The organism is Bradyrhizobium sp. USDA 336, assembly GCF_044908355.1.
Classification (GTDB): domain Bacteria; phylum Pseudomonadota; class Alphaproteobacteria; order Rhizobiales; family Xanthobacteraceae; genus Bradyrhizobium; species Bradyrhizobium yuanmingense.
The window spans coordinates 5,061,255-5,085,307 of sequence record NZ_JBIYDC010000002.1; the positions used below are offsets into that span (position 1 = coordinate 5,061,255).

Genomic DNA, 24,053 nt, shown 5'->3' on the forward strand with positions numbered 1-24,053 from the left:
GTGTTCGACGCGCGATTTGAAGCGGCAACGAAAGTCGAGCCGCGCTTCGAAGATGGAAATTAGTTTTGCGACATAATCGTAATGACTCCGACGCAAAAAAAGAAAATAGGGTGAAATCAACAAGAATAATGGGAGGAGTGAGATGGACACTGCGGGTCGCCTGCGCGCGATGGCATTTTTATGCCGTCAGACAGCCGCGCGTCATCCTGATCGAGGCTGGAAACTGCTCGCGGAAGCTGAATATTGGGAGCATTTGGCCAATGATGCGCCGCTCGATCATTTCGAACGTTGCTCGGTTGGCTCGCCGCCCGATCCCGAGCCTGGTATCACCAAACCAACCGCGGCCCCTGTGGGGTGAGTGCGAAGCAAAATAGTTTGTTAGCTTCCGTGTGCGTAACTTGAAGAGTGCCGCCCACCGCCGATGCGGCACATTGGAATGGGAATGCCGGCCCCGGCTGTTACCCCATCCTGCGGCTGGGGCCGTTTTGAACTTTCGCAGCATCGTTCAAACCCGATCCACAACCATGCTCAGAGGCATCGCTATAGCGCTCTTCGGAAAAGGCATCTTGTCTCGGCTCGATCGAGCGCTCTCCCATGGTCGCAATACTGAGGCTGCGCCCAGCCTTGTGCGGGACATCGGCCGAGGCTTCGGGCTGTAGGGCGCCGTCCACGCGCCTCGTCGATCAGGCAGCGCCTGCCCTACCGGCGACTATTTCTTCAATAATATTCCTTTCGCTCGCGCCATGCGCCTGACTGATCCGGCGTGGCGGCCCAGTTCGGCGGCAATCTTCGATACCCCAATGCCCTGCCGGGCCAGCGTGACCAGCCGTCGAACCTCCTGCTCGGCCCATTGCTTCGGCTTCGGTGTCTTCATGGTGCGACCCCACGACCGCACGACTTAACGACGGCAGCTGACGGTCCGCACTTGGGAAATTTACGGGTGGCGCGCCCGGGCCGTTATCCGTCCGAACCTCCAAACGGAAATTGACCGAGGCCGCGCTGTCATGTGCCCCAGCCTTTGGCCTCGTTGTTGAGGCAGATCAAGGCTGCTGGCGCCGGGCAAGGCGGGAGAGGCCGATGGCGAAGCGGAGGCGAGCGGTCACGCCACCAGCGCGGCGTCCTCGTTGCGGTCGATGCCGCGCTGTGCGGCCAACAGGCTGACGATCTCCGCATTCGGCCGGGCCTTGCTGAACAGGAAGCCCTGGCCCTCATGGCAGCCTTCGGCGCGGAGGCAGCTGAGCTCCGCTTCGGTCTCGACGCCTTCGGCGGTGATGGTGACGCCGAGGCCCTTGCCGAGGCTGACGATGGAGCGGATGATCGCCTGGGCCTCGCGGTTGGCCGCGAGATCACGCACGAAGGACTGGTCGATCTTGATCTTGTCGAACGGGAAGCTGCGCAAATAGCTGAGGCTGGAATAGCCGGTGCCGAAATCGTCCATGGAGATGCGCACGCCGAGCGCGCGCAGCGCATGCAGCGTCGCCAGCACCTGCGCGCTCTTCTCCAGGAGCAGCGTCTCGGTGATCTCGAGCTCGAGCCGGCGCGGCGCCAGGCCGGAATGTTTCAGCGCGTCAGTGACCATCGAGAGCAGATTGCCGCTGCGGAACTGGAGCGGCGACAGGTTGACCGCGACGCGGACGTCGTCCGGCCAGGCCGCGGCGTCGAGGCAGGCCCGGCGCAGCATCAGCCCGCCGAGCGGATTGATCAGGCCGGTGTCCTCGGCGACCGGAATGAACTCGGCCGGCGATACCATGCCGCGCTCGGCATGCGGCCAGCGCACCAGCGCCTCGAAGCCGGTGATGCGGCCGCTCGAGAGGTCGATCAGCGGCTGGTAGTACGGCCGCAGCACGTCGTTCTGGATCGCGTCGCGCAGCTCGACCTCGATCTTGCGGCGGCTCTGCGCCTTCGCATCGAGCGCGGCCTCGAAGAAGGCGAAGCTGCCACGCGCATCCAGCTTGGCGCGCGACAGCGCCATGTCGGCGCTCTTGAGCAGCTTTTCGGAATCCTCGCCGTCGCCGGGCGCCATCGCAATGCCGATCGAGGCGCCGATCACCACGGAATGACCGTCGAGCAGATAGGGATCGGCAATGGCCGCCAGGAGCCGCTTGGCCAGCATCACCGCGTCCTCGGGACGCGCCAGCCCGCTCTGTAGAACCGCGAACTCGTCGGAATTGAGCCGCGCCAGCGCGTCCTCGTCCCGCAAGGTGGAGCGCAGCCGCTTGGCGACGCCGCGCAGGAGCTTGTCGCCGACCGCATGCCCCAGCGTGTCGTTGACCGCCTTGAAATTATCCAGCCCCAGCATCAGGAGCGCGACCTTCTCCGAGCCGCGGCGCGTGTGCAGCAGCATCTCGTCCATCTGCTGCCGCAGCAGGCTGCGATTGGGCAGGCCGGTCAGCCCGTCGTGCTGGGCCATGAAGGCGAGCCGCGCCTCCGCGCGCTTGCGCTCGGTGATGTCCATCAGCGCGAGCAGCACCGCGGGCCGATCAGCATAAGTCAATTCGCGGGAATAGATCGCAAGGTCGATCAGCGCGCCGTCGGCCTTGACGTGCTTCCAGGTGCGGCCGGCCTGATCCTCGCCGGTCCCATCGACGGTCCAGGGCGGCTCGCTTTCGAACGCCTGCAAGGACCGGATCTTCAATCGCTCGAACTCGGCCCGGCTGTAGCCATAATGCGCGACCGCGGCATCGTTGACGCCGAGGATGCGCTCGTCGTCCAGCGCGCAGACGATCATGGGCACGGGATTGCCGTCGAACAGCAGGCGGAACGAGGCCTCGCGCTGCTTGAGCTCAGTGATGTCGACGCGCAGGCCGACGACGCCGCCGTCATCGGTCAAGCGCTCGTCGATCAGGATGACGCGGCCGTCCGACAGCTTCTGCTCGTGGCGCGCGCCGGGCTTGTAGAGCTTTTGCAGGCGCTCGGCGATCCAGGCTTCTTCATTGCCGATGGCCTCGGGATAGTCGCCGCGGGCGACGCCGATGCGCAGCGTGTCCTCGAGCCGCGCGCCTTCCTCGAACAGATCGGCGGTCTTGCTGTAGATCTCGGCGTATTTCTTGTTCCAGAGGACGTAGCGGCCTTCGGCGTCGAGAAACACGATGCCCTGCGGCAGGATGTCGATGGCCTGGCGCAGGCGCTCATGCGACTTGCGCGCCTCCGCGATCGCGGCTTCCGCCTCGGCACGGCTGCGCAGGATTTCGTCGTGTTCGGAAAGGGCACGGTGCGCGTGCGCGAAGCGCGGCTTGCGCGCCTTTTGGCCGGCGCGGGCAAGCATGCTTTGCTTTCGCTTTCTTGTTTTTCGAGACCCCAAACCCAACTTCACTCGTCCCAGTCGCGTCCAGCGGCCGCAAGATTTGAGGCAAGTGTCTGAAAAAAAAGTAATCCTAGCCAGCCGCGGTCCGCGCGCGGGGCGCATATTGCCTGTTTGCGCGGCGTGGCGGGCGGCGGCAGGCGCCATCAGACTGAGTGCGGCGCCCTCAATCAGTGAGCGATCTGGCGCAAAATTGCGCGCGCGCCTGAATCGGTTCCGAAATCTCGCGCGATCGCATGCGAACCGCAGAATTTTTTGCGCGCCGCGCACGAATTTTGGTCAATGCAGGATACGGTTATTACACCCTTAAGAAACGGCGGGTCGAGACGCGATTCGGGCGCGCTGCGGTGAGTTGGCGGCGGGCTCGTTCTTAACCCTGGTGCAGCATTGGGTTATAAGAACGTCAGCATGAGTCGCCGCGGCATCACCCTCCTCCTGCTCTCGTTCGTCTGCCTGGGCGCCGGTGGCGCGCTGGCCCAGGACCGTGGCAGCATCAACCCGAAGCCGCTGCCGCCGCTCGCCAATCCCAACGACCCCGATCTCGCCGCGAAGGAGTTGTTCGCGCGAAAGCTGCTGCCGTCGAAGGGGCCGGCCCATGTGATCGGCTCCTACACCAGGGGCTGCATCGGCGGCGCCGCGCAGATGCCGGTCAACGGCGACAATTGGCAGGTGATGCGGCTGTCGCGCAATCGCAGCTACGGTCATCCCGACATGATCGCGCTGATCAAGCGGCTTGCAGCCAAGGCGCACAAGGACGCCGGCTGGCCCGGCATCCTTGTCGGCGACATCGCCCAGCCGCGCGGCGGGCCGGCGCTGTCAGGCCATGCCAGCCACCAGATCGGTCTCGACGCCGACATCTGGCTGACGCCGATGCCGGACCGCCGGCTCTCGCGCGAGGAGCGCGAGGAAATGTCTGCGGTGATGATGGTGCGCCAGGACCGGCTCGACATCGACCCCAAGGTGTTCACACCAAGCCACGTGCTGGTGCTGCGCGCTGCGGCGCGAGAGCCCGCCGTGCAGCGCATCTTCGTCAATGCCGCGATCAAGAAGGCGCTGTGCCGCGAGGCCAAGGGCGACCGCGCCTGGCTGTCGAAGATCCGCCCCTGGTGGGGCCACGATTACCACTTCCACATCCGCATGCACTGCCCGGCCGGGGCCGGCGAATGCGAGGGCCAGCCGTCACAGGCCGAGGACGAGGGCTGCAAGCCCGCCGATCTCGCCTACTGGTTCTCCGACGCGGTGCTGCACCCCAAGCCGCCGCCCGAGCCGCCCAAGCCGAAACCGCCGATGACGCTTGCGCAGATGCCGGCAGCCTGCAAGGCGGTGCTGCATGCAGGGGATGTGAAGCCGTAAGGGCTCGCCCACGGACGTCGTCCCGGGGCGCGAAGCGAGCCCGAGACCCATAACCACAAGACGTGGTTATGGCGCGAGGTGCCCACTCCGAGTCTTCACCCAACACAATCCTGTGGCTATGGATCCCGTGCTCGCGCTGCGCGCGCCCCGGGATGTCGCATCAGGTTTGACCTTCCGAACGGGCCTGCTATCTTCGCAGCTGCGATATCCCACGCTGGCCGTAAGCCACCGTGGCGCCGTGGAACAGCGCGTCCGCCCGTCGCATCAGACCACCAACGCCAGATTTGCGCGCGCATCGTCCGCGCAAGCTCGCACAGAGCGCTGTTCATGATTCGTATTGCTGGACTATTCACCGCCTTCGTCATCCTCGCCGTCGCGCCCGCCGCGGCCGAGGACAAAACCATCACCGTGTTCGCCGCCGCCTCGATGAAGAACGCGCTGGACGAGATCGACGCCGCCTACACCGCCAGGACCGGGGTCAAGTTCAGCGTCAGCTACGCCGCTAGCTCGGTGCTGGCCAAGCAGATCGAGCAGGGTGCGCCGGCTGACGTGTTCGTCTCGGCCGACACCGACTGGATGGACTACGCGATCGCCAAGAAGACCATCAACGAGCCTTCCAGAGTGAATCTGCTCGGCAACAGCATCGTGCTGATCGCGCCGAAGGATTCCAAGATCGACAGCGTGACGATCGCGCCAGGTTTCGATCTCGCCAAGCTCGCCGGCGACGGCAGGATCGCGACCGGTGACGTCAAGTCGGTCCCTGCAGGCAAATATGCCAAGGCGGCGCTGGAAAAGCTCGGGGCCTGGCAGGCCGCAGAGCCGAAATTCGCCATGGCCGAGAGCGTGCGCGCGGCGCTGACGCTGGTCGCCCGCGGCGAGGCTGTGCTCGGCATCGTCTATTCCACTGATGCCAAGGTCGAGCCGGGCGTGAAGATCGTCGGCGCCTTCCCGCCGGATTCGCATCCTGCGATCATCTATCCGGTCGCGGCGACCAGCACCGCCAAGCCGGAGGCGAACGGCTATCTCGCCTTCCTGCGCTCGGCGGCGGCCAAGGCCATCTTGGAAAAATACGGCTTCAAGTTCCTGATCAGCCCCACAACCTGATTGTTGCGAACCTGATTCTTGCAAGCCTGATTTTGCAACCTGTTTTCTGCGACCTGATATGACGACTTGATGTTCGAGATCTCTCCCGCCGAATGGACGGCGATCCTGCTTTCGCTCAGGGTCGCCGTCATCGCCACGCTGGTCGCAACGCCGTTCGGCATTGCGCTGGCGTGGCTGCTCGCGCGGCGTGACTTCTGGGGCAAGTCGGTGCTCGACGCACTCGTGCACCTGCCCCTGGTGCTACCGCCTGTCGTCACCGGCTATCTGCTGCTGCTCAGCTTCGGCCGCCGCGGCCTCGTCGGTAGCTTTCTCGCCGACCATCTCGGCATCGTCTTCGCGTTCCGCTGGACCGGTGCTGCGCTCGCCTGCGGCGTGATGGCGTTTCCGCTGCTGGTGCGGCCGATGCGGCTGTCGATCGAGGCGATCGACCGCCGGCTCGAGCAGGCTGCGGAGACGCTCGGCGCAGCGCCGTGGAAAGTGTTCTTCACGGTGACGCTGCCGCTGGCGCTGCCGGGCGTGCTCGCCGGCATGGTGCTGGGCTTTGCCAAGGCGATCGGCGAGTTCGGCGCCACCATCACCTTCGTCTCCAACATTCCAGGCGAGACCCAGACGATTTCGTCGGCGATCTATTCGCTGATCCAGACGCCCGACGGCGATGCCGCGGCAGGCCGGCTCGTGATCGTCTCGATCGTGCTCGCGATCGGCGCGCTGATCGCGGCCGAATGGTTCGCCCGCCGCGCCACGCAGCGCCTGCACGGGAATTGACCATGCTGCGCGTCGACGTCGAAAAACAGCTCGGCGAATTCTCGCTGTCCGCTTCCTTCAGCAGCGAGGGCCGCGTCATCGGCCTGTTCGGCGCCTCGGGCGCCGGCAAGAGCTCGCTGGTCAACATGATCGCCGGCCTGCTGCGGCCCGATCGCGGCACCATCGTGATCGATGGCGAGACCGTAGACGACACCGCGGCCGGCATTCACGTGCCCACTTACCGCCGCCGCATCGGCTACGTGTTCCAGGATGCGCGGCTGTTTCCGCATCTGAGTGTGGCGCAGAACCTCGATTACGGACGGCGGATGAACGGGCTTGCGCCCGATCCGGCGCAGCAGAGGCGCATCATCGACCTGCTCGACATCGGCGCGCTCAGGGATCGCCGTCCCGGGAAGCTGTCCGGCGGCGAGCGCCAGCGCGTCGCGCTCGGCCGCGCGCTGCTGTCGAAGCCGCGTCTCCTGCTGCTCGACGAGCCGCTCGGCGCGCTCGATGAGGGCCGCAAGCTCGAGATCCTGCCCTACTTGGTGCGGCTGCGCGACGAGGCCAATGTGCCGATGGTCTATGTCAGCCACGACGTCGCCGAGCTGCGCCAGCTCGCGACGCAGATCGTGATGCTCAAGCAGGGACGGGTGACGTCGTTCGGCGGGGTGAAGGTGCTGACGTAGTCCGTAGCCCGGATGGAGCGAAGCGCAATCCGGGAAGGTCTGTCCGTGAGGTGAGAACCCGGATTGCGCTGCGCTCCATCCGGGCTACGGACTGCCGTTTGAAGAGTGACGATCGCGCCCCATCGTCATTGCGAGCGGAGCGAAGCAATCCAGAGTCTTTCCATAGAGACAGTCTGGATTGCTTCGTCGCAAGGGCTCCTCGCAATGACGGGTCCTTGACTGGCTTTGTCCTGCCGAACCACCAGACTTCGTAGGGTGGGCAAAGGCGCGCTCTTCGCGCGCCGTGCCCACCGTCTTGCCTGCTGGTGGGCACGGCGCAAGGGCGCCTTTGCCCACCCTACGGCAGCGTCAGACCCCCGCGACCGAGGACCACAGCTCCGCGAGCTTCTTCCGCAGCGCCCGAGCGCCTGTCAGCGGCAGCGGTGTCTCATCATCTTCGGGCAGGCGCAGGCCGACGAGGTTGACGCGGCCACCGGAGATGCTGCGGGCGACCAGCACGATCTCGCCCAGGGCGAGCTCGGCGCCCTCCTTTGGAGCGTGGTCGAGATGGACGTCGAAATAATCGGCGAGCGTGAGCTTGCCGTCGTCCTCGCTCACCTTGACGCCGTAGATCTCGGTGAGCTCGGCGAGCGTGTGCTCGCCGGAGACCATGAAGTCGCCGAGCAGATGCGGATCGGGCGCGGTGCTCGGCTGCATGTCGACGAAGAAACGGTCGAGCGCTTCGGCCTTTTCCGGCGGCGCCAGCAGATAGATGTAGTCGCCCGGTGCGATCGGATCGGCCTCCGTCGGCGTCAGGATGTGCTCGTTGCGGATCACCAGTGTCGGCTTGGACCAGGACGGGATCAGGCCACGACGGAAATACAGGCTCTTGGGCCGCACCGGATAGCCGACCAGCTGCTGCTCGAGCTGGCCGGGCAGATCGAGCTCGACGCGGCGGGGGCCGCGGTCGGCGCGAGGCAGCGCCACGTGCAGCTTGCGCGCGGCCGGCGCCAGGGTCCAGCCTTGCAGCAGAAGCGAGATGATGACGACGACAAAGGCCACGTCGAAATAGAGATAGGCCTTGGGCAGCCCGACCAGCATCGGGATCGAGGCCAGGAAGATCGCGACCGCACCGCGCAGGCCGGTCCAGGCGATGAAGATCTTCTCACGCCAGTTGAAGCGGAACGGCGACAGGCACACGAACACCGCGAGCGGGCGCGCCACCAGCATCAAGACCAGCGCGACGGCGACCGCCGGCAGCACACTGGAACCCAACCGGCTCGGCGAGACCAGAAGGCCGAGCAGCACGAACATCACGATCTGCGCCAGCCAGGTCGCGGCGTCGAGGAACGTCACCACCGAATTGTGCGCGCGGGTCGGCCGGTTGCCGATGATGATGCCGGCGAGATAGACGGCGAGGAAGCCGGAGGCGTGCATGATCTGCGAGCCGCCGAAGATGACGAGCGCGGCCGTGGTCACGAAGGGCGCATGCAGGCCCTGCGGTAGAGCGACCTTGTTGAGCGCGATGACGACGAGGCGGCCGCCGATGACGCCGACGACGGCGCCCAGCACCGCCTCCTGGATGAACTCCATCAGCACATGGCCGGGCGAGCTGGTACCGACCGAGATGTATTCGACCAGCATCAAAGTGAGGAAGATCGCGAAGGGATCGTTGGTGCCGGATTCGGCCTCCAGCGTCGCGCCGACGCGCGGGCGCAGACGCAGGCCCTGGGTGTGCACCAGCAGGAACACCGCGGCCGCGTCGGTCGAGGCTACCACCGCACCGACCAGCAGCGCCTCCGACCAGTTGAGGTCGAGCGCATATTTGGCGAACGGCGCCGTGACCAGCGCGGTCAGCAGCACGCCGACGGTCGCGAGCACCACGGACGGCGCAAGCACGGTGCGGATGCTGGCAAAGCGCGTGCGCAGGCCGCCGTCGAACAGGATCAGGGCGAGCGCGACGGAGCCGACCAGATAGGTGGTGCGGACGTCGTCGAACTGGAGCTGACCTGGGCCGGAATCGCCGGCGAGCATGCCGATGATGAGGAAGACGAGCAGCAAGGGCGCGCCGAAGCGCAGCGCAAGCAGGCTGGAGAGGATGCCGGCCATGACGAGGACGGCGCCGAGCAATATGGCGAGACTGACGGAGTCGAGAGAAGCCATCCACCTTCCGGGTAAGAAATCGCTGGAATTTCATCCTTATCGTCGGTGGACTCGCGCGCCAACCCATTTTCGCGCTTCGCGGCAATCTGCCCGCATTTTACGGCCTTAACGCGCTTCACTTCACGGTGTATCGATGGCCCGGCCGCGCCCTTTGTGGGATTGTCCGGCGCCCTCGAATCAATTCCTCCCCGCTTGCCGACGAGACCCGATGGACATGGACCTCAAAGACTTCATGGAGTTCGTGCAGACCACCGCACGCAGCGTCGGGGCGGAAATCTCCTCACCCTGGTTCTACCTGCAATTCGGCCTCATCCTGGCCGCCGCCGGCATCGCCTATGCCGCGGAGGCCGCCATTCGCAGCCGTGTCGACCTGACCTCGCTGGCGATGCGCTGGCCGCTGCCGCTCCGGCATTTCGTCCGGGTCATGGTCGCCAGCGCCTCGACGGCGGTGTTCACGCTGCTCGTGATCGTCTCGCGCGTGGTGATGTATCACGCGACCTGGCCGAGCCGCTCCTATCTCCTGATGGTCGCAGCCAAACTTGGTTTCGCATGGCTGGTGATCCGGCTCGTGACCTCGGTGCTGCGCAACGCCTTCATCGTCAAGCTGGTGTCGATCACGGCCTGGTTCGTCGCCGCGCTCTCCATCGTCGGCCAGCTCGATGCGACGGTCGACCTGTTGGATTCCTTCGCGATCGTGCTCGGTGGCCTCAGGCTGACCCCGCTCCTGGCGCTCAAGGCCGGCGCGCTGCTGCTGATCGCACTCTGGCTCACCAACATCGCCAGCAATTTCGCCGAGAGCCGGATCAATTCGACCACCGACCTGACGCCGTCGGTGCAGGTGCTGCTGGTCAAGATCATCCGCATCGGGCTGCTCACGGTCGCCATCGTGATCGCGCTCGGCGCGGTCGGAATCGACCTGTCGGCGCTCGCGGTGTTCTCCGGCGCGGTCGGCGTCGGCATCGGTATCGGCCTGCAGAAGATCGTCGCCAATTTCATCTCGGGCATCATCCTGCTCGCCGACAAATCGGTGAAGCCCGGCGACCTCGTCACCATCGGCGACAATACCGGCCGCATCAGTGCGATGAAGACGCGCTATATTTCCGTCGCTGCCGGAGACGGGCGCGAATTCCTGGTCCCGAACGAGGATCTGGTGACGCAGAAGGTCGTCAACTGGACCTATACCGACAAGAACACGCTGGTGAAGATCGCCTTCGGTACCAATTACGACGCCGACCCGAAGCTGGTTTGTACGCTCGCCGCCGAGACCGCCGCCGCTCATCCGCGCGCGCAGAAGGGCAAGCCGCCGACCTGTCTCCTGACCGAGTTCGCGGAAGCCGGGATGAAGTTCTCGCTGACCTTCTGGATCGCCGACCCCGACGGCATGGACAAGGTCAAGAGCGACGTGATGCTGGAGCTGTGGGACGCCTTCAAGCGCGAGGGTATCCGGGTTCCCTATCCCGTCCGCGAAATCCGCATCCGCGGCGGCGCCCTGCCGGTGGAAACCGCCGTGGAAGTCCCGAATTAGGTCACTTTCACCCCCCCAAGCAGGCCCCTCGGCTTGCATGAAGGCTGCCAATCATTAAATTGGGGCCTGAAATCAAGCCTTTCCACCGATATCGAGATCAGCCCGAGAAGACCTGACACGCATGAGCTACGTCGACGCCACCGAGACCTCCCTGCGCAAGACCGGACAGATCAAGTTGCACGGGCCTGCCGCCTTTGCCGGCATGCGCAAGGCGGGCGCGCTGGTGGCCAGGTGCCTCGACGAGCTCACCGACATCGTCGGGCCCGGCGTGCCGACCTCCAGAATCGACGAGTTCGTCCGCGACTTCGCCTTCAGCCATGGCGCCTACCCGGCGACGCTGATGTATCGCGGCTACCGCTACTCGACCTGCACCTCGCTCAACCACGTGGTCTGCCACGGCATGCCAGGCGACCGTCCGCTGAAGGAGGGTGACATCGTCAACATCGACGTCACCTTCATCGTCGACGGCTGGTATGGCGATTCCAGCCGGATGTATGCGATCGGCCCGATCGCCCGCAAGGCCGAGCGGCTGATCGAGGTGACCTATGAAGCCATGATGCGCGGCATCGCCGCGGTGAAGCCGGGCGCCACCACCGGCGACATCGGCCATGCCATTCAGAGCTTCGTCGAGCCGCAGGGCATGAGCGTGGTGCGCGATTTCTGCGGCCATGGTCTGGGCCGCATGTTCCACGACGAGCCGAACATCATCCATATCGGCCGGCCCGGCGAGGGCGTGCAGCTCAAGCCCGGCATGTTCTTCACCATCGAGCCGATGATCAATCTCGGCAAGCCGCATGTGAAGATCCTGTCCGACGGCTGGACCGCGGTCACCCGCGACCGCTCGCTGTCGGCACAGTTCGAGCACTCCGTCGGCGTGACGGCAACGGGCGTGGAGATTTTCACGCTGTCGGCGCGGCACGGCGAGAAGCAGATCGGGTGAGCTAGGCCCCCGTCCTCGTCTGACGCGCGACTTTCTCCCGCAATTGACGGTTGCAAAAGCGCTGGCCCCCGGCAATGCTGGCGGCCGATGCCCGCCAAGCCTGACCACGACAAGAGCAAGCCTGACGACGCGCCGCACTATCTCGGCCATCGCGAGCGGCTGCGCGAGCGCTTCTACAGCGCGGGCGCGGATGCGCTGAGCGATTACGAGCTGCTGGAGATGGCGCTGTTTGCCGCGCTGCCGCGGCGCGACACCAAGCCGCTGGCGAAGACGCTGATCAAGTCCTTCGGCTCGTTCGCCGAGGTCGTCCATGCCCCGGTGGCGCGCTTGCGCGAGGTCGACGGGGTCGGCGAGTCCGCGATCAACCAGCTCAAGCTGATCGCAGCTGCCGCCCATCGCGTCGCCAAGGGCGAGGTTAACAGCCGCAACGCGCTGTCATCCTGGAACGAGGTGATCGCCTATTGCCGCACCAGCATGGCATTTGCCGACAAGGAGCAATTCCGCCTGCTGTTCCTGGACAAGCGCAACCAGCTGATCGCCGACGAGGTGCAGCAGACCGGCACGGTCGACCACACCCCGGTCTACCCGCGCGAGGTGATCAAGCGCGCGCTCGAGCTGTCCGCGACCGCGCTGATCCTGGTGCACAACCACCCCACTACCCCCTTCACGATCACGCTTGGTCACGCTCGATACCTTTGAAACACCTATAAAATTAGCACTTCTAGCGCATTGCGCACTGGGGGTGGCCATGGCAAATTGGGAGCGGTTAGAGGGGTAGAGCACGGCCTTCCGATCCCAGCAAACGATCCCCGTTTCTCCCCGACCGATCCCAGTTGCGGAACAGAAGAAACGCCATGCCAAGCCTGACCGACACCGCGATCCGACACGCGCTGAAGCGCGTCGAGCTCAACCGGAAACAAGAAAACCTCGCAGATGGTGAAGGCCGAGGTACCGGCCGACTCGTCCTCGTCCTCAAGCCGATGCCGAAGCGCGTGACCGCCGACTGGATGGCGCAGCAATGGCGGGACGGCAAACGTGCGAAAAAGAAGCTCGGCGCTTATCCATCCACGTCCTTGGCTCAGGCGCGCGAGATCTTCAAGCGCGACTACGCCGATGTGATCCAGAAGGGTCGGAGCATCAAGATCGCAACAGACACCCGCCCCGGCACTGTCGCTGATCTGTTCGAGGGCTATGTCGCGTCGCTCAAGGCCGCCGCCAAGCCGTCCTGGAAGGAGACAGAGAAAGGCCTTAACAAGATCGCCGACACGCTCGGGCGCAACCGACTCGCGCGCGAAATCGAGTCTGAGGAGATCGTCGAGCTTATCCGACCGATCTACGAGCGTGGCGCCCGCTCGATGGCGGATCACGTGCGATGTTACATCCACGCGGCATATAGTTGGGGGATGAAATCGGACAACGACTATCGGAACACATCCCCGCGCCGCTTCCGTATCCCATACAATCCGGCCTCGGAAATTCCGACCGAACCCAAGGTCCAGGGCACGCGCTGGCTCAACGAAGAAGAATTCGTTCAACTCTATCGCTGGCTGGAATGCCCCGATACGCCGGTTCATCCCTCCTATCCTCGCGCTGTGCAGCTGATCATGCTGACCGGTCAACGCGTCGAGGAAATCGCGCGCTTGCATGTCGATCAATGGGATGCGCCGGAGAAGATCATCGACTGGTCCAAAACCAAGAACCTTCAGCCGCACGCCGTCCCAGTGCCGTCGATCGCCGCCGAACTGATTGCGTCGATCAAGCCAAATAAGTACGGCTGGTTCTTTCCCTCAGCGAAGGACCCATCCAAGCCCGTGAGCCACGGTACTCTCTATAGCTTCGTTTGGCGTCAACGGGACCGCGGCGTGATCCCCTATGCAACGAATCGGGACCTCCGGCGAACCTTCAAGACCCTGGCCGGCAAGGCCGGCGTGTCCAAAGAGATTCGAGACCGCCTGCAAAATCATGCGCTCCAGGACGTCAGCTCCAAGAACTATGATCGCTGGCATTACATGCCCGAGAAGCGCGCGGGAATGGCAAAGTGGAACAAGTTCGTGCGCGCCATGCTGGCAAAGAAGCGCTTGAAGGTGGCCGCATGAGCAAGCGCCCTCCCAAATCCCTTAAAGTCCGAAAAGGCGCCAAACCGACGAGTGAAATTGACGCGCGAAGCTATTCGGCGTTCGTTAGTGACCTTAAAAAGAAGATCGCGGAGGCGCGGCACCGTGCCGGTCTTTCGATGAACCGTGAGCTGATCCTGCTCTACTGGAACATTGGACGTGATATTCTCGCGCGCCAGAAAAGGGAGGGATGGGGCGCCAAGATCATCGATCGCCTTGCTGACGATCTTGGCCACGCATTTCCTGAGATGACCGGGCTTTCGGCCCGGAACCTGAAATATATGCGCGCTTTGGCGGAGGCATGGCCGGATACCGAATTTGTGCAACAGGTTGTTGCACTATTGCCCTGGGGCCATAACGTCCGCCTTCTAGATGCCGTCAAGGCGCCGAAGCAACGAGCTTGGTACGCGCGACAGGCGATCGAACACGGATGGAGCCGCAACGTCCTCATCAATCAGATCGATAGTGACCTGTTCGCCCGTCAAGGCAGCGCACTTACCAACTTCTCGCGGACTCTACCGGCCGAGCGGTCCGAGCTCGCCAAAGAGATCCTCAAGGATCCCTACAGCTTCGACTTTCTTTCACTTGGCCCCGAAATGCTGGAGCGAGACCTCGAACGCGGGCTGATAGAACACCTGCGTTCGCTGATTCTCGAACTCGGCAAGGGGTTCGCCTTTGTCGGCAGCCAGTATCATCTCGAGGTGGGCGGCCAGGACTACTACCTCGACCTACTCTTCTATCATCTGCGGCTGCGCTGCTTTGTGGTGATCGAATTGAAGATCGAGGACTTCAAGCCCGAATTCGCGGGCAAGATGAATTTCTATCTCTCTGCTGTCGACGACCAATTGCGACACAAGGATGACCAGCCGACGATCGGTATCATCCTTTGCAAAGGCCGTAACGAGGTGATTGTAGAATACGCGCTGCGCGACACCAGCAAGCCGATGGGTGTAGCCCAATACAAACTCTCGCCCGCACTTCCACCGCAGCTTGCGCGGGATTTGCCGACGGTAGAGGAGTTCGCGCGCGAGTTTCCACTCATGTCAATCGTTAAGCTTCGGATCGAGATCGAGCGCACCCTGCGCGATATCATGCGCGAGAACGGCATTGCCGTCAGACCACCCGCTGGGCTCGGCAACATGTTGGGCGAGCTGCATCGCCGCGGCCTCGCGCCTAAAAGCACTACCCCGCTCCTTGACGCTGTACGCGTCATGAATCAAGCGGCTCATGGTCTAGATGTCGACGCGGAAAGCGCCCAGCGAGCCGTCGACATCGGCACCGTGTTTCTGACCGAACTTCGAAACCAGCGTGGAAGCGACGCCGGCAAGACATCATGATTCAGACCTGTTCACTCACCGTTACCTTCAGCAAATTTAGCGGCGGCGCCTGATCAAACCGGCGGCGCAAGAACCCGATCCACGAATAAGACCACAACGCGCTGTTTTTGTTTGGATATTTCGAGCCCGAAACCTATTTCCTGGAACTCCAAAGGGCCATGGTGATCCAGTCGGCGACAACGCTCGTTGCCGGCGTGGAGTTGGATCGGCATTAGGCCGCGTGGCGTCAGCTGACGCCCGGATGTAGAGGAGCGAGAATCCTGGGGTCATCCAGCGCACCAGCCGTTTTCCGGTTGCGACCAAAACAGGAAATAGGAATCGTGTTAGGTCTACGGTCGGCCGATTCTAATAGCGCGCAAGCTCCACATCGACGTTTGCGTTCAAACGGCGGTAGGGAGATTGATGGATCCGACACGCGGCAAACGACAGTTGGATACCCTCGAGCGGCGGTTCCAGCTCGATGAGAGCTTTTTGTCATCGCCTAATACGGCTGCCCTGAAATCAGGAGTGATCCGTGCTGCCGATCGTCGGACTGGCGACCCGGTGGTTCTCAAATACTGGGTGAAGACAGGGACCGCCATCGACGCGGACTTCAGAGAGCTTTGGCGTCACGAAATGCGCCAAAGCGAGCGGGTGCGCGCTTTCCCCCGCGCGGACGAGGTTGTCGTCGAGGTGACAGCTTCGGGCGAAAGCGACGACGCGTTCTATATCGCCATGCCGGGCGATGTGGCTCCGCTCGAACATGCTGCGAGGTTCGTCCGTCCTGATCATTGGCTCCGAAACCTGCAAGGGGCGCGCCAACGCGCACTGCTCTGGAAGAACGTTCGCCGATTAGGGGAAGCCCTTGGCGCGGTCCACGGCCAGGGGCTGGTCCATGGAAGGATCGATAGCCGAGCGGTCTACTCCGCGGGAGCCGCGACCAAGCCGGACTTCCGCCTCGGCGGATTTGAATTCTGTTTGCGCGTGGCCGAGATCAATAAGGCGCCCTTGCGGATTATCGCGAAGAGCCGCCCAGTTGGGTCGGTCATATTCTCCTTCTTGGACGACTGGCGAGCCCTTGGCCAGGTTGTGACCGACTTGGTCGGACTTGATGCAAGTACGCTGGAGCAAGAGGAGATCCGGTTCGTCGAGGGACGGACCAGGCTCGATCTTCGTTCATCAGAAATAGATCTGATGCGATTGCTATTTCAACCGGAACGCAATCGCATTCTTGACGCCGCAACGGTTACGAATCGAATAGACGCCATTCTCAATGAACTGGAGGTGGAAGCATTTGCCGACAACGGCCGCTACGTGCTTGCTCTTCGACTGGGACAAACAAGTCGGTTATCTGCGACGTTGAATGCGGCGTCAGGCGACGCATTCGACACAGACGACGCGGATCACCAAATGGATTTCATTCGCGCCGATCTGGAGACGGGTGCGAGCCTTGCGCGCACCGCGCGCGGCGATCTCCTGCTGATGACCGAAAATCTGGTCTATGATCTTCAACCTCTTCGAGCCGCAGGAGTGGACGAGAGTTGGAATGTCGCATCCTGCGACAATGCTCGTCACAGGGATCGGGTAACTCTCGGTCGGCGAGAAAACATTGAATTGCCATCGCATCGCATCGAGATCATCAGATTCGGACAAGCTCCGCGTCGTTTGAATGAGTTGCGCGCCGAGGCCTTGGACTGGAGTGCGGCCTTCGACATGACCTCGGGCGACGACCCGACGGTTACGGTTCGCCGCGGTCTGCTGCTTGCGCAAATCGCCGAGGCTCTCTTCAAGGCCGTCGAGATTGCGCCTGTCGAACTTGTCAACCAACGTCGGCACGGAACCAGGCGAATTGTTGAAATCGCCGCAAGCGATTCTGAACATCGTGTGCGATTGTCGGAAGCACTCGGTGTGGATGAACCGCACAAACTCATGCGCCGGCTCTTCGACCGTGAAGAGGCAGACGTCGACGCCGAGTGGCAACTAACCGAAGCTACGGGCCTCGGCATGACGGTCAGAGCGGCAGCAGGTGTTCGATTCATTCGCCCGGTTTCAGAAGGACAACCGGCGGCTTTATGAGTTCGAGGTTCTGGATGGCGTCGTGCCGCCGAACACGCAGCTTCATTTGCGAAAGGTCGATGAAACCGGAACCGAGCAAGTCTTGCGGCGTCGCCTTCGGATGCTGACAACATTGTCTACGCAATCCGAGCTTGCGCATATGCTCGCGGACCCACGTGCCCGGCTTCGCAGCTATCAGGATGAGCCGCTCAGGGAGGATGACTATTTCAATAAGCTTGACGAGTCGAAGCGGGACGCGCTGCGCTCGATCTGGTCGACCGGCCCAGCCCAGTTCGTTGTCGGGCCGCCCGGTGTGGGCAAGACAACGTTGGTCACTGAACTCGTGCGCAGAGTGCTGGATGGCGATCCGACAATCCGTCTTTTACTGAGTGCACAAGCGCATCAAGCACTGGACCATCTAGCAGCGGCCATTCAGAAGATGCTGAACAAAACCGGGCTGGCGGACGATGTCATCCTGGTTCGGTCGAGAGCGGACAGCGGTGCTGACCTTTCCGGCGCGCAAACTCCCGATCGTGCAAAGGCTTATCTTAAGCAACTCAAGGATAGTCCGCTGCGTCAACGGGCGCCACGCGCGATTCAGCGTTCGTTGAATGACATGACGACGGCGGCCGATGTGAGCGGTCAGTTGCGAGCCAAGCTTCCGATCGAGACGCGGCGTCAGCAGCGCTCTTTCGAAGCACTTGTTCTGCAATCGGCAAATGTTCTTTTCTCGACGACAAACTCCGGCGATCTCGCTCGTCTGATTGAGGATGGCGCTCAGTTTGACTGGACGATCGTGGAAGAGGCGGCGAAGGCGACTGGGCCAGAGCTGCTGGCTCCGCAGCTCCTTTCAATGCGTCGTCTCCTCATCGGCGATCACAATCAATTGCCACCGTTCGACACTGACCGCATCGCAGCGTTTCTGGAGGATCAAACGAACGTCAAGCGCGCCCTTGCTGAAAGCAATCCTGTGATTGGCAATATATTCCGCGATTTCGGTTTGGACGATCTGAAAGAGGTTTTCGAGGACGAGAGCGTCTTGAGCGAGACGTGCGCATCGGCGCGTCGCATGCTGTTGCTGTTCGAAAGCCTGGTAACGAGCGAGCTTGACCGGCAAAAGCGGTCCGATCAGCAACGGCGCCGGGTTGCAACTGAGCTGTTGCAACAGCATCGCATGCACCCCGCCATCGGCACACTGATTTCTGAATGTTTCTATGATGGGACGCTTGAGACACCCGAAGAGCGTCAGGCCGAGTTCTACAGCGAGAAACCGCCATTCATAATCACGGATGAATGGTTGCCCGATTCTCCAATAGTCTTTGTGAATCTTCCCTACGTGCAGCGTGGTGGCGACGCTGGCGAGCAACGCCCGACATATCACAATCCGGTGGAGCTGCAGGCAGTGCTTTCCGTTCTCGGAATGCTCAAGGCTGCACCGAAGAAATCGAATGAACCGACAACACTGGCTGTTTTGTCGCCTTACAATGAGCAAGTCGAACGCCTGGGGCGCGCGATCGAGGATGGCTTGCAGGGCAAGCTTGCCAATCTTGCGGAATTCAAACCTGGGACCAATGCGCCCGGTTTCGAGAGTACTGTCGACTCGTTCCAGGGTAGCGAAGCCGATATCGTAGTTATCTCTTTGGTGCGCAACAACGACCATGTTGGGCGAGCGGCACTCGGTATCTTGCGCGATCGGCGACGCATGAATGTGTTGTTAAGTCGTGCCAAATGGAAGCTCGTCATCGTTGGCAGCATGGAATTCCTGAAAGTCCAGGGACGGCGATATCGGCGCCACCATAAGGACGATCGTTCGGTCCCGGCGTTTCTTGGGAAGATGTCGGAGGTATTCGGGGATCTCGCGAAAGAGACATTGCCCGACGAAAAAACCCCCAAATTCAAGGCCGTCGATTGGAGTTCGCTCAAGACGGATGCTAAATCATGAGCGCTAGGAACGCCGTTCGCGTCGCCGTACCGGTCAAGCTTGCGCGGCTTAGGGTATGGGTTGATAAAGGGCGCCATTGGAGCGCCGTCGATCGCCTTATCCTGTGGTCGTTGGCCAACCAGCCTAGCACCGCTGGAGAATTGGCCAAGGTTGCGCGCATCCCGGCCCGCCTGATCACGGAAATCATCCTGCGTATGATGCGGTTCGGATGGGTCGAACTTGCCGCAGCTCCGAAGGGTGCTTCATTCCGCGCCACTGAGGCCGGCCGCGAGGTCGTTGAAACATTCGAGACATTGCCGCCTGTTACCCGCCGGCAGGCGCGCAGGATATCATTCTCAATGGAGCCTTTCGCCTGGAGGGCCTATGGCCTGCGCGACCTGAAACCGTACCGGCCTAGCGAGATCGAGACGATCGAACGGGAGCATGATGTCCGGCGCCTTGTGATCGACGGCGGCTGGGGTCGGTTGTCGAGCCTCGAGCTTTACGCCGCAGCGGAACAGGTTCTGACTGACGATGAGGAGCTGTCCAGCGTCGACTACAGTGCGTCTGATGCAGTGGACCAATTTGCGCTTTTCACTGTGATCGGCAACAGCATAAAGGGTCTGCCGCCAGAGCCAGCCGAGCAGCTTATCGCGGCAATTCGTCGTGCGGCCAGGGACAACAAGCCTGGCGCACCGATGAAAATCAAGGCGCCGGGACGGGCAGCAGCCTCGGTGACGACCAACGATGTTGTCTCGACTGCTCCTATCCGGTCTGACGACATCGTGCTGAGCGGAGAGGACCATCGCGAGCGCTTGATCGAAATTTTGCGCCAGGCGCGCTCCCGCTTTGTTATGCACTCGACGTTCCTGCGCGAAGACGCATTTATCGAGCTTCAAGAGGAGTTTGGCCGGGCCGCCAAAAGAGGCGTCAGGATCGATATCTTTTGGGGCGCTGATCGCGATGAGAAAAGTCGCAAGGCCAATTTGGACGCCGCGATCGCCATCAATCACCGGATCAACGCCGATCGCAGCTTGCGAGGAAGGGCAAGGGTTCATCTCTACACCACGGGGTCCCATTCCAAGTTGCTAATCGCAGATGCAACTGGACGGGCCACTGGAGAATTTGTTGCCGTCGTTGGTTCGTGCAACTGGCTTTATAGTGGGTTCGATCGCGTGGAGACGTCGATCGTGCTGCGTCATCCCCATGCGGTAGCTCGGGTTGCTCAAGAATTTGCTGAGCTTATTTTTGACATCAGCACGAGTTCGGAGGCCGCTTCCGATCTGACGTCGTTGTCCCGTACGCTGCGCTCGCACGACGCTGCGCAAGGGGGTGAAGCTGAGGTACGACTTGTGCGGGGAGACGAACACGCCCGACTGATGCGGCTGGCGCGCGAAACTGCCGAGCAATCGATCATGGTCGGCGGTGATCGCCTCGGTGTCGCGGCAGAGGCTCGCACGATCATCCCAATGATGGTCGCGGCGGAACGATCAGTGCAGGGAATTCTTTGTTACTCGAAGCCGTCAGGCCCCCTTACAAACCGGGACGCACAGGAGTTGGCCGCGATCGCTCGTCAGGCGGGCGTCCGCCTGGTTCAGATTCATGATCGTGAACTGCACGGCAAGTTTCTGCTTTGGGACGACGACCACGTGGTGATCACGAGCCTGAATTGGTCGTCTGCTGATACACGACCCGATGCACCGCAGGGCGAGATCGGCTTGTACGCCAAGAGCCCGGGTCTTGCAGCCAACATTCGATGCCGGCTGATTGAGGGATGGCCTGCTCTAGATCCGTCGAGAAAGACACAGCTCGTCGAAGAAAGTATTCGCCCACCGCGCCACCGACGACGACGACGGCGCAATAAGACAAAAGCAGTCAAAAAAGTGGCGTGCGATGAAGAGTGATCTGCAACTGGAGCCGCTCGACGGTCGTCTTTGTGTCAATCAGCTCGCCATTGCGCCCGTCTCAAAGCCGATACGCTCCGCCAGTGGCGCATGTTTACGAAGTAACTTTGACAGATCTCCAGGATGAGACTTGGCCATTCCTTCAAAAAAATGCTTCTCCATTCTCATTGACTACGCAAACCGCAGTCTCTCTCTGCGAGACATCTAGCCCGACGTATTGCCCGCATGACAGCTCCTCTGAATCGCTTGATTGCGAGAGGTAGACGATAACGGAGATCTCGTGCCCCGAGCGCTGACCGCACGTCTATGATCAGAATCGATCGGTTGGCGGTTTTGTTCCGACGTTGAGAATCATGAGCTAGCCCGCGGCAAAAGTATCCTGGGGCACCGGCGACGTGACCGACTGTCGCGTCGAAAAGGTTGCTGCGAAATCGCCAAGCGATTATCAGCACCGTCAGTAATCGATCGCGGGGACCGTTGTTACTTCCGTCAAGGGTCGGACAAGATAGAACCGGTCAGCCGGTCCTATCTTTAGATGTGCGAGATGCATGAAGACGCTATTGGCGGAATAGGAGTGCGGGTTCTGGCTCAGAATTATGCGTGTTGACAGCCCGCCACTCATCGAGTTTGACGCAGACAGATTCCGCACGCAGTCCTGTTCGCGTAGCGCCAGAAATCCTGACGGTCCGTCATTCCTTACTTGGCCAGTTGCCGGAGCTAGCAGCCGTTAGCCGACGACTTTGCTAGAATCTAGCTGAGGCGCCGTTCCGGCAGATCGCCGATCTTCACTCCTTGGTTCAACCCTCCCGTGGAAACGACGTAGCCTACCACGCCGTCCTTCGATTTGACGAATGCCACCGTGGATTGCCCACCAGAGAACGTGATTTGTCCGGACGCAATTTCCAGCGCTGTGTTTTCTCCGAGGTAGTGATGGAGCGTGATCGGGCGTTCCGTGACTTCAATCTCCAGTACGTAAGTGAATATGATATCCTTCACCTGGAAGCGCTGGCTCAGATTGTCGATAACGAAGAATCCATCCATGGGGACAATGACTTGACCGTTGAAGGTCTGGCGTGTGGTCGACTTACGGACGTCGGGAGGCAGTTTGTCGATGATGTGGGATTGAATACCCTCGCCGGTGTAGGGCAAGCCGTCGGGCGTATAGACCGTGGATGGATTTGTGACCTTTCGCTCGTCTTCCACCAACGCGAACGCGGGCGTCGACCGCGGTGAAGTTGTAGAATTGGCCGATGATGGTGACAGTGCGAATCCATTCAAAGGATTCCGCCTCGGCCAAATTCATGCACGTCAGGTTCAGCGCTTTAGTCGTCCGTGAAGAGTGGCTAAGCGATTGAGCTAGAATCGCATTTGTCGTTGTGGACTGTTTTGCGTTTGCAGGGGTTTGATGCTTCGGGCGTCGGAACCTTGCAATTTCATTTTCAGGATTCCGTCGAATCGCCAACCATGATTCCGTCATCGCATCGGAGGTGGCGATGCGACCGAAGAAGCACAGGATGACGGGATCGGGCGATCTGTTCCGGGCCAGGCTGGACCAAATCATCAATATGAAGCACGAGCTGGTTCAGCTCGCCGGCAAGGTCGATTGGGACTGGATCGACGGCGAGATCGCGCCGCTCTATAGCGAGAATGGTCGGCCCGGGATCGCGAGCCGCTTCATGATCGGGCTGTTGCTGCTCAAGCACATTTACGGGCTGTCCGATGAGGGGGTGTGCGAGCGCTGGGTCCACGACCCATATTTCCAGTACTTCACCGGCGAAGAGTTCTTCCAGCACGCATTCCCGCACGAGCGCTCGGACCTGAGCCACTGGCGCAAGCGGCTCGGCGACAAGCTGGAGCTGTTGCTGGCCGAGAGCTTGCGGGTGGCACACGAGGCCGGCGCGTTACGCAGCCAGGACATCAAGCGGGTCACAGTCGATACCACCGTGCAGCCGAAGGCGATCACCTTCCCGACCGATGCCAAGCTCTTGCACGCGGCGATCAAGGGGCTCAACCGTCTGGCGAGGAAGCACGGGGTCAAGCTGCGGCAGTCCTATCTGCGCATTGCCAAAACCGCGACAATGATGGCGGGACGCTACGGCCATGCCAAGCAATTCAAGCGGCATCAGCGGCAGTTGCGCATCCTGCGCAGCCGACTGGGCCGGATCATCCGCGATATCCGCCGCAAGATCGAAGGTCAGGCTGTGCTTGAGAACACGTTCGCCCTCCCGCTCAGCCGGGCCTCGCAGATCCGCTCGCAGCAGCAGCGCCAGCGCGGCTTCAAGCTTTATTCCTTCCACGCCCCGGAGGTGGAGTGCATCGGCAAGGGCAAAGCAGCCGCGCCTTACGAGTTCGGCGTCAAAGCCTCCATCGTCACCAACAACCGCCGTTCTCCCGGGGGCCTGTTCGTGCTGCACGCCAGGGCGCTACCCGATAACCCGTACGACGGTCACACCTTGCGGGACGTCATCGACCGCACCGAGACACTCACCGGCTGCGCGATCGAGCGGGCCTATGTCGACAAGGGATACCGCGGCCACGACGCACAAAATCCCCGACGGATCTTCATCTCCGGCCAGAAGCGCGGCGTCTTCGGTGTCATCAAGCGCGAGCTGCGCCGCCGCTCCGCCATCGAACCCATCATCGGACACCTTAAGGCCGATGGTCACCTCGGCCGCTGCTACCTCAAAGGCCGCGCCGGCGATGCGGCTAACGTCATCCTCTCAGCCGTGGGCCACAACTTCCGCCGCATCCTCGCCTGGCTCAGAGAACTCTTGTGCCTCATCCTGCTCCAGCTATGGCGCACGTTCGGCCGTCCCGCCCCGCTCAATTCGCCTTCTTAACGGACGACGCTTTAGCCTTGGTGCCGCGCGGCGAACAGGATGGAAGTGGAGCGTCGACCATGATGAGAGGGCTACGCCGGGCTCGTGACGCAGGGAGGGCGTAGCCCG

18 protein-coding genes are annotated in these 24,053 nt (G+C 62.0%); 14 read left to right on the plus strand and 4 right to left on the minus strand.

What is annotated here, in order from left to right:
• The first annotated feature begins 142 nt into the window (after window positions 1-142).
• A complete protein-coding gene (locus ABIA45_RS24750; RefSeq protein WP_082641383.1) occupies window positions 143-358 on the plus strand; it encodes a hypothetical protein in 216 nt (71 codons plus the stop codon).
• A gap of 351 nt (window positions 359-709) precedes the next feature.
• Here the strand turns inward: ABIA45_RS24750 and ABIA45_RS24755 are convergent, their stop codons facing one another.
• Together ABIA45_RS24755 and ABIA45_RS24760 are read right to left on the minus strand one after the other, a co-directional pair.
• A complete protein-coding gene (locus ABIA45_RS24755; protein WP_162130849.1) occupies window positions 710-874 on the minus strand; it encodes a helix-turn-helix domain-containing protein in 165 nt (54 codons plus the stop codon).
• Between the two features lie 225 nt (window positions 875-1,099).
• On the minus strand, window positions 1,100-3,265 hold the full coding sequence (locus ABIA45_RS24760) for an EAL domain-containing protein (RefSeq protein WP_404654042.1): 2,166 nt from the start codon (window positions 3,263-3,265) through the stop codon (window positions 1,100-1,102).
• Between the two features lie 444 nt (window positions 3,266-3,709).
• On the opposite strand from ABIA45_RS24760, the gene mepA reads away from it, so the two are divergent.
• The 4 genes from mepA to modC all read left to right on the plus strand — a co-directional run bounded on the left by mepA (window position 3,710) and on the right by modC (window position 7,188).
• Complete coding sequence (gene mepA / locus ABIA45_RS24765; protein WP_404654044.1) at window positions 3,710-4,654, plus strand: penicillin-insensitive murein endopeptidase; 945 nt, start codon at window positions 3,710-3,712, stop codon at window positions 4,652-4,654.
• Window positions 4,655-4,981: 327 nt separating this feature from the next.
• On the plus strand, window positions 4,982-5,758 hold the full coding sequence (modA, locus tag ABIA45_RS24770; RefSeq protein ID WP_404654045.1) for a molybdate ABC transporter substrate-binding protein: 777 nt from the start codon (window positions 4,982-4,984) through the stop codon (window positions 5,756-5,758).
• A gap of 69 nt (window positions 5,759-5,827) precedes the next feature.
• On the plus strand, window positions 5,828-6,523 hold the full coding sequence (gene modB, locus ABIA45_RS24775; protein ID WP_404654047.1) for a molybdate ABC transporter permease subunit: 696 nt from the start codon (window positions 5,828-5,830) through the stop codon (window positions 6,521-6,523).
• A 2-nt stretch (window positions 6,524-6,525) separates the two neighbouring features.
• Window positions 6,526-7,188: a molybdenum ABC transporter ATP-binding protein gene (gene modC, locus ABIA45_RS24780; RefSeq protein WP_404654049.1), complete on the plus strand. Its 663-nt coding sequence runs from the start codon at window positions 6,526-6,528 to the stop codon at window positions 7,186-7,188.
• Between the two features lie 348 nt (window positions 7,189-7,536).
• On the opposite strand, the gene ABIA45_RS24785 is transcribed toward modC, so the two are convergent.
• A complete protein-coding gene (locus ABIA45_RS24785) occupies window positions 7,537-9,330 on the minus strand; it encodes a potassium/proton antiporter (RefSeq protein ID WP_404654051.1) in 1,794 nt (597 codons plus the stop codon).
• A gap of 208 nt (window positions 9,331-9,538) precedes the next feature.
• Here ABIA45_RS24785 and ABIA45_RS24790 point away from each other — a divergent pair, with 208 nt between their 5' ends.
• The 8 genes from ABIA45_RS24790 (at window position 9,539) to ABIA45_RS24825 (ending at window position 21,105) form a co-directional block, all read left to right on the plus strand.
• Complete coding sequence (locus ABIA45_RS24790; RefSeq protein WP_271539582.1) at window positions 9,539-10,855, plus strand: mechanosensitive ion channel family protein; 1,317 nt, start codon at window positions 9,539-9,541, stop codon at window positions 10,853-10,855.
• 121 nt (window positions 10,856-10,976) lie between these two features.
• A complete protein-coding gene (map, locus tag ABIA45_RS24795) occupies window positions 10,977-11,795 on the plus strand; it encodes a type I methionyl aminopeptidase (protein WP_036014218.1) in 819 nt (272 codons plus the stop codon).
• An 87-nt stretch (window positions 11,796-11,882) separates the two neighbouring features.
• Window positions 11,883-12,494: a RadC family protein gene (locus ABIA45_RS24800; protein ID WP_404654053.1), complete on the plus strand. Its 612-nt coding sequence runs from the start codon at window positions 11,883-11,885 to the stop codon at window positions 12,492-12,494.
• A gap of 155 nt (window positions 12,495-12,649) precedes the next feature.
• Window positions 12,650-13,891, plus strand: a complete 1,242-nt coding sequence (locus tag ABIA45_RS24805) for a tyrosine-type recombinase/integrase (RefSeq protein ID WP_404654055.1) — start codon at window positions 12,650-12,652, stop codon at window positions 13,889-13,891.
• Window positions 13,834-15,246 (plus strand): PDDEXK nuclease domain-containing protein, encoded by a 1,413-nt coding sequence (locus tag ABIA45_RS24810; protein WP_404654056.1) that lies wholly within the window; start codon window positions 13,834-13,836, stop codon window positions 15,244-15,246. The genes ABIA45_RS24805 and ABIA45_RS24810 overlap by 58 nt, the downstream gene beginning before the upstream one ends.
• A gap of 402 nt (window positions 15,247-15,648) precedes the next feature.
• Window positions 15,649-17,301: a hypothetical protein gene (locus ABIA45_RS24815; RefSeq protein WP_404654058.1), complete on the plus strand. Its 1,653-nt coding sequence runs from the start codon at window positions 15,649-15,651 to the stop codon at window positions 17,299-17,301.
• Window positions 17,252-19,222: an AAA domain-containing protein gene (locus ABIA45_RS24820; protein ID WP_404654059.1), complete on the plus strand. Its 1,971-nt coding sequence runs from the start codon at window positions 17,252-17,254 to the stop codon at window positions 19,220-19,222. The genes ABIA45_RS24815 and ABIA45_RS24820 overlap by 50 nt, the downstream gene beginning before the upstream one ends.
• Window positions 19,219-21,105: a phospholipase D-like domain-containing protein gene (locus ABIA45_RS24825; protein WP_404654061.1), complete on the plus strand. Its 1,887-nt coding sequence runs from the start codon at window positions 19,219-19,221 to the stop codon at window positions 21,103-21,105. The genes ABIA45_RS24820 and ABIA45_RS24825 overlap by 4 nt, the downstream gene beginning before the upstream one ends.
• Before the next feature lie 750 nt (window positions 21,106-21,855).
• Here ABIA45_RS24825 and ABIA45_RS24830 read toward each other — a convergent pair.
• Window positions 21,856-22,311: a hypothetical protein gene (locus ABIA45_RS24830; RefSeq protein ID WP_404654062.1), complete on the minus strand. Its 456-nt coding sequence runs from the start codon at window positions 22,309-22,311 to the stop codon at window positions 21,856-21,858.
• 287 nt (window positions 22,312-22,598) lie between these two features.
• Here ABIA45_RS24830 and ABIA45_RS24835 point away from each other — a divergent pair, with 287 nt between their 5' ends.
• The gene (locus ABIA45_RS24835; RefSeq protein ID WP_404654063.1) at window positions 22,599-23,945 is read left to right on the plus strand and encodes an IS5 family transposase; all 1,347 of its coding nucleotides are present in this window, start codon (window positions 22,599-22,601) and stop codon (window positions 23,943-23,945) included.
• The last annotated feature ends 108 nt before the right edge of the window (window positions 23,946-24,053 follow it).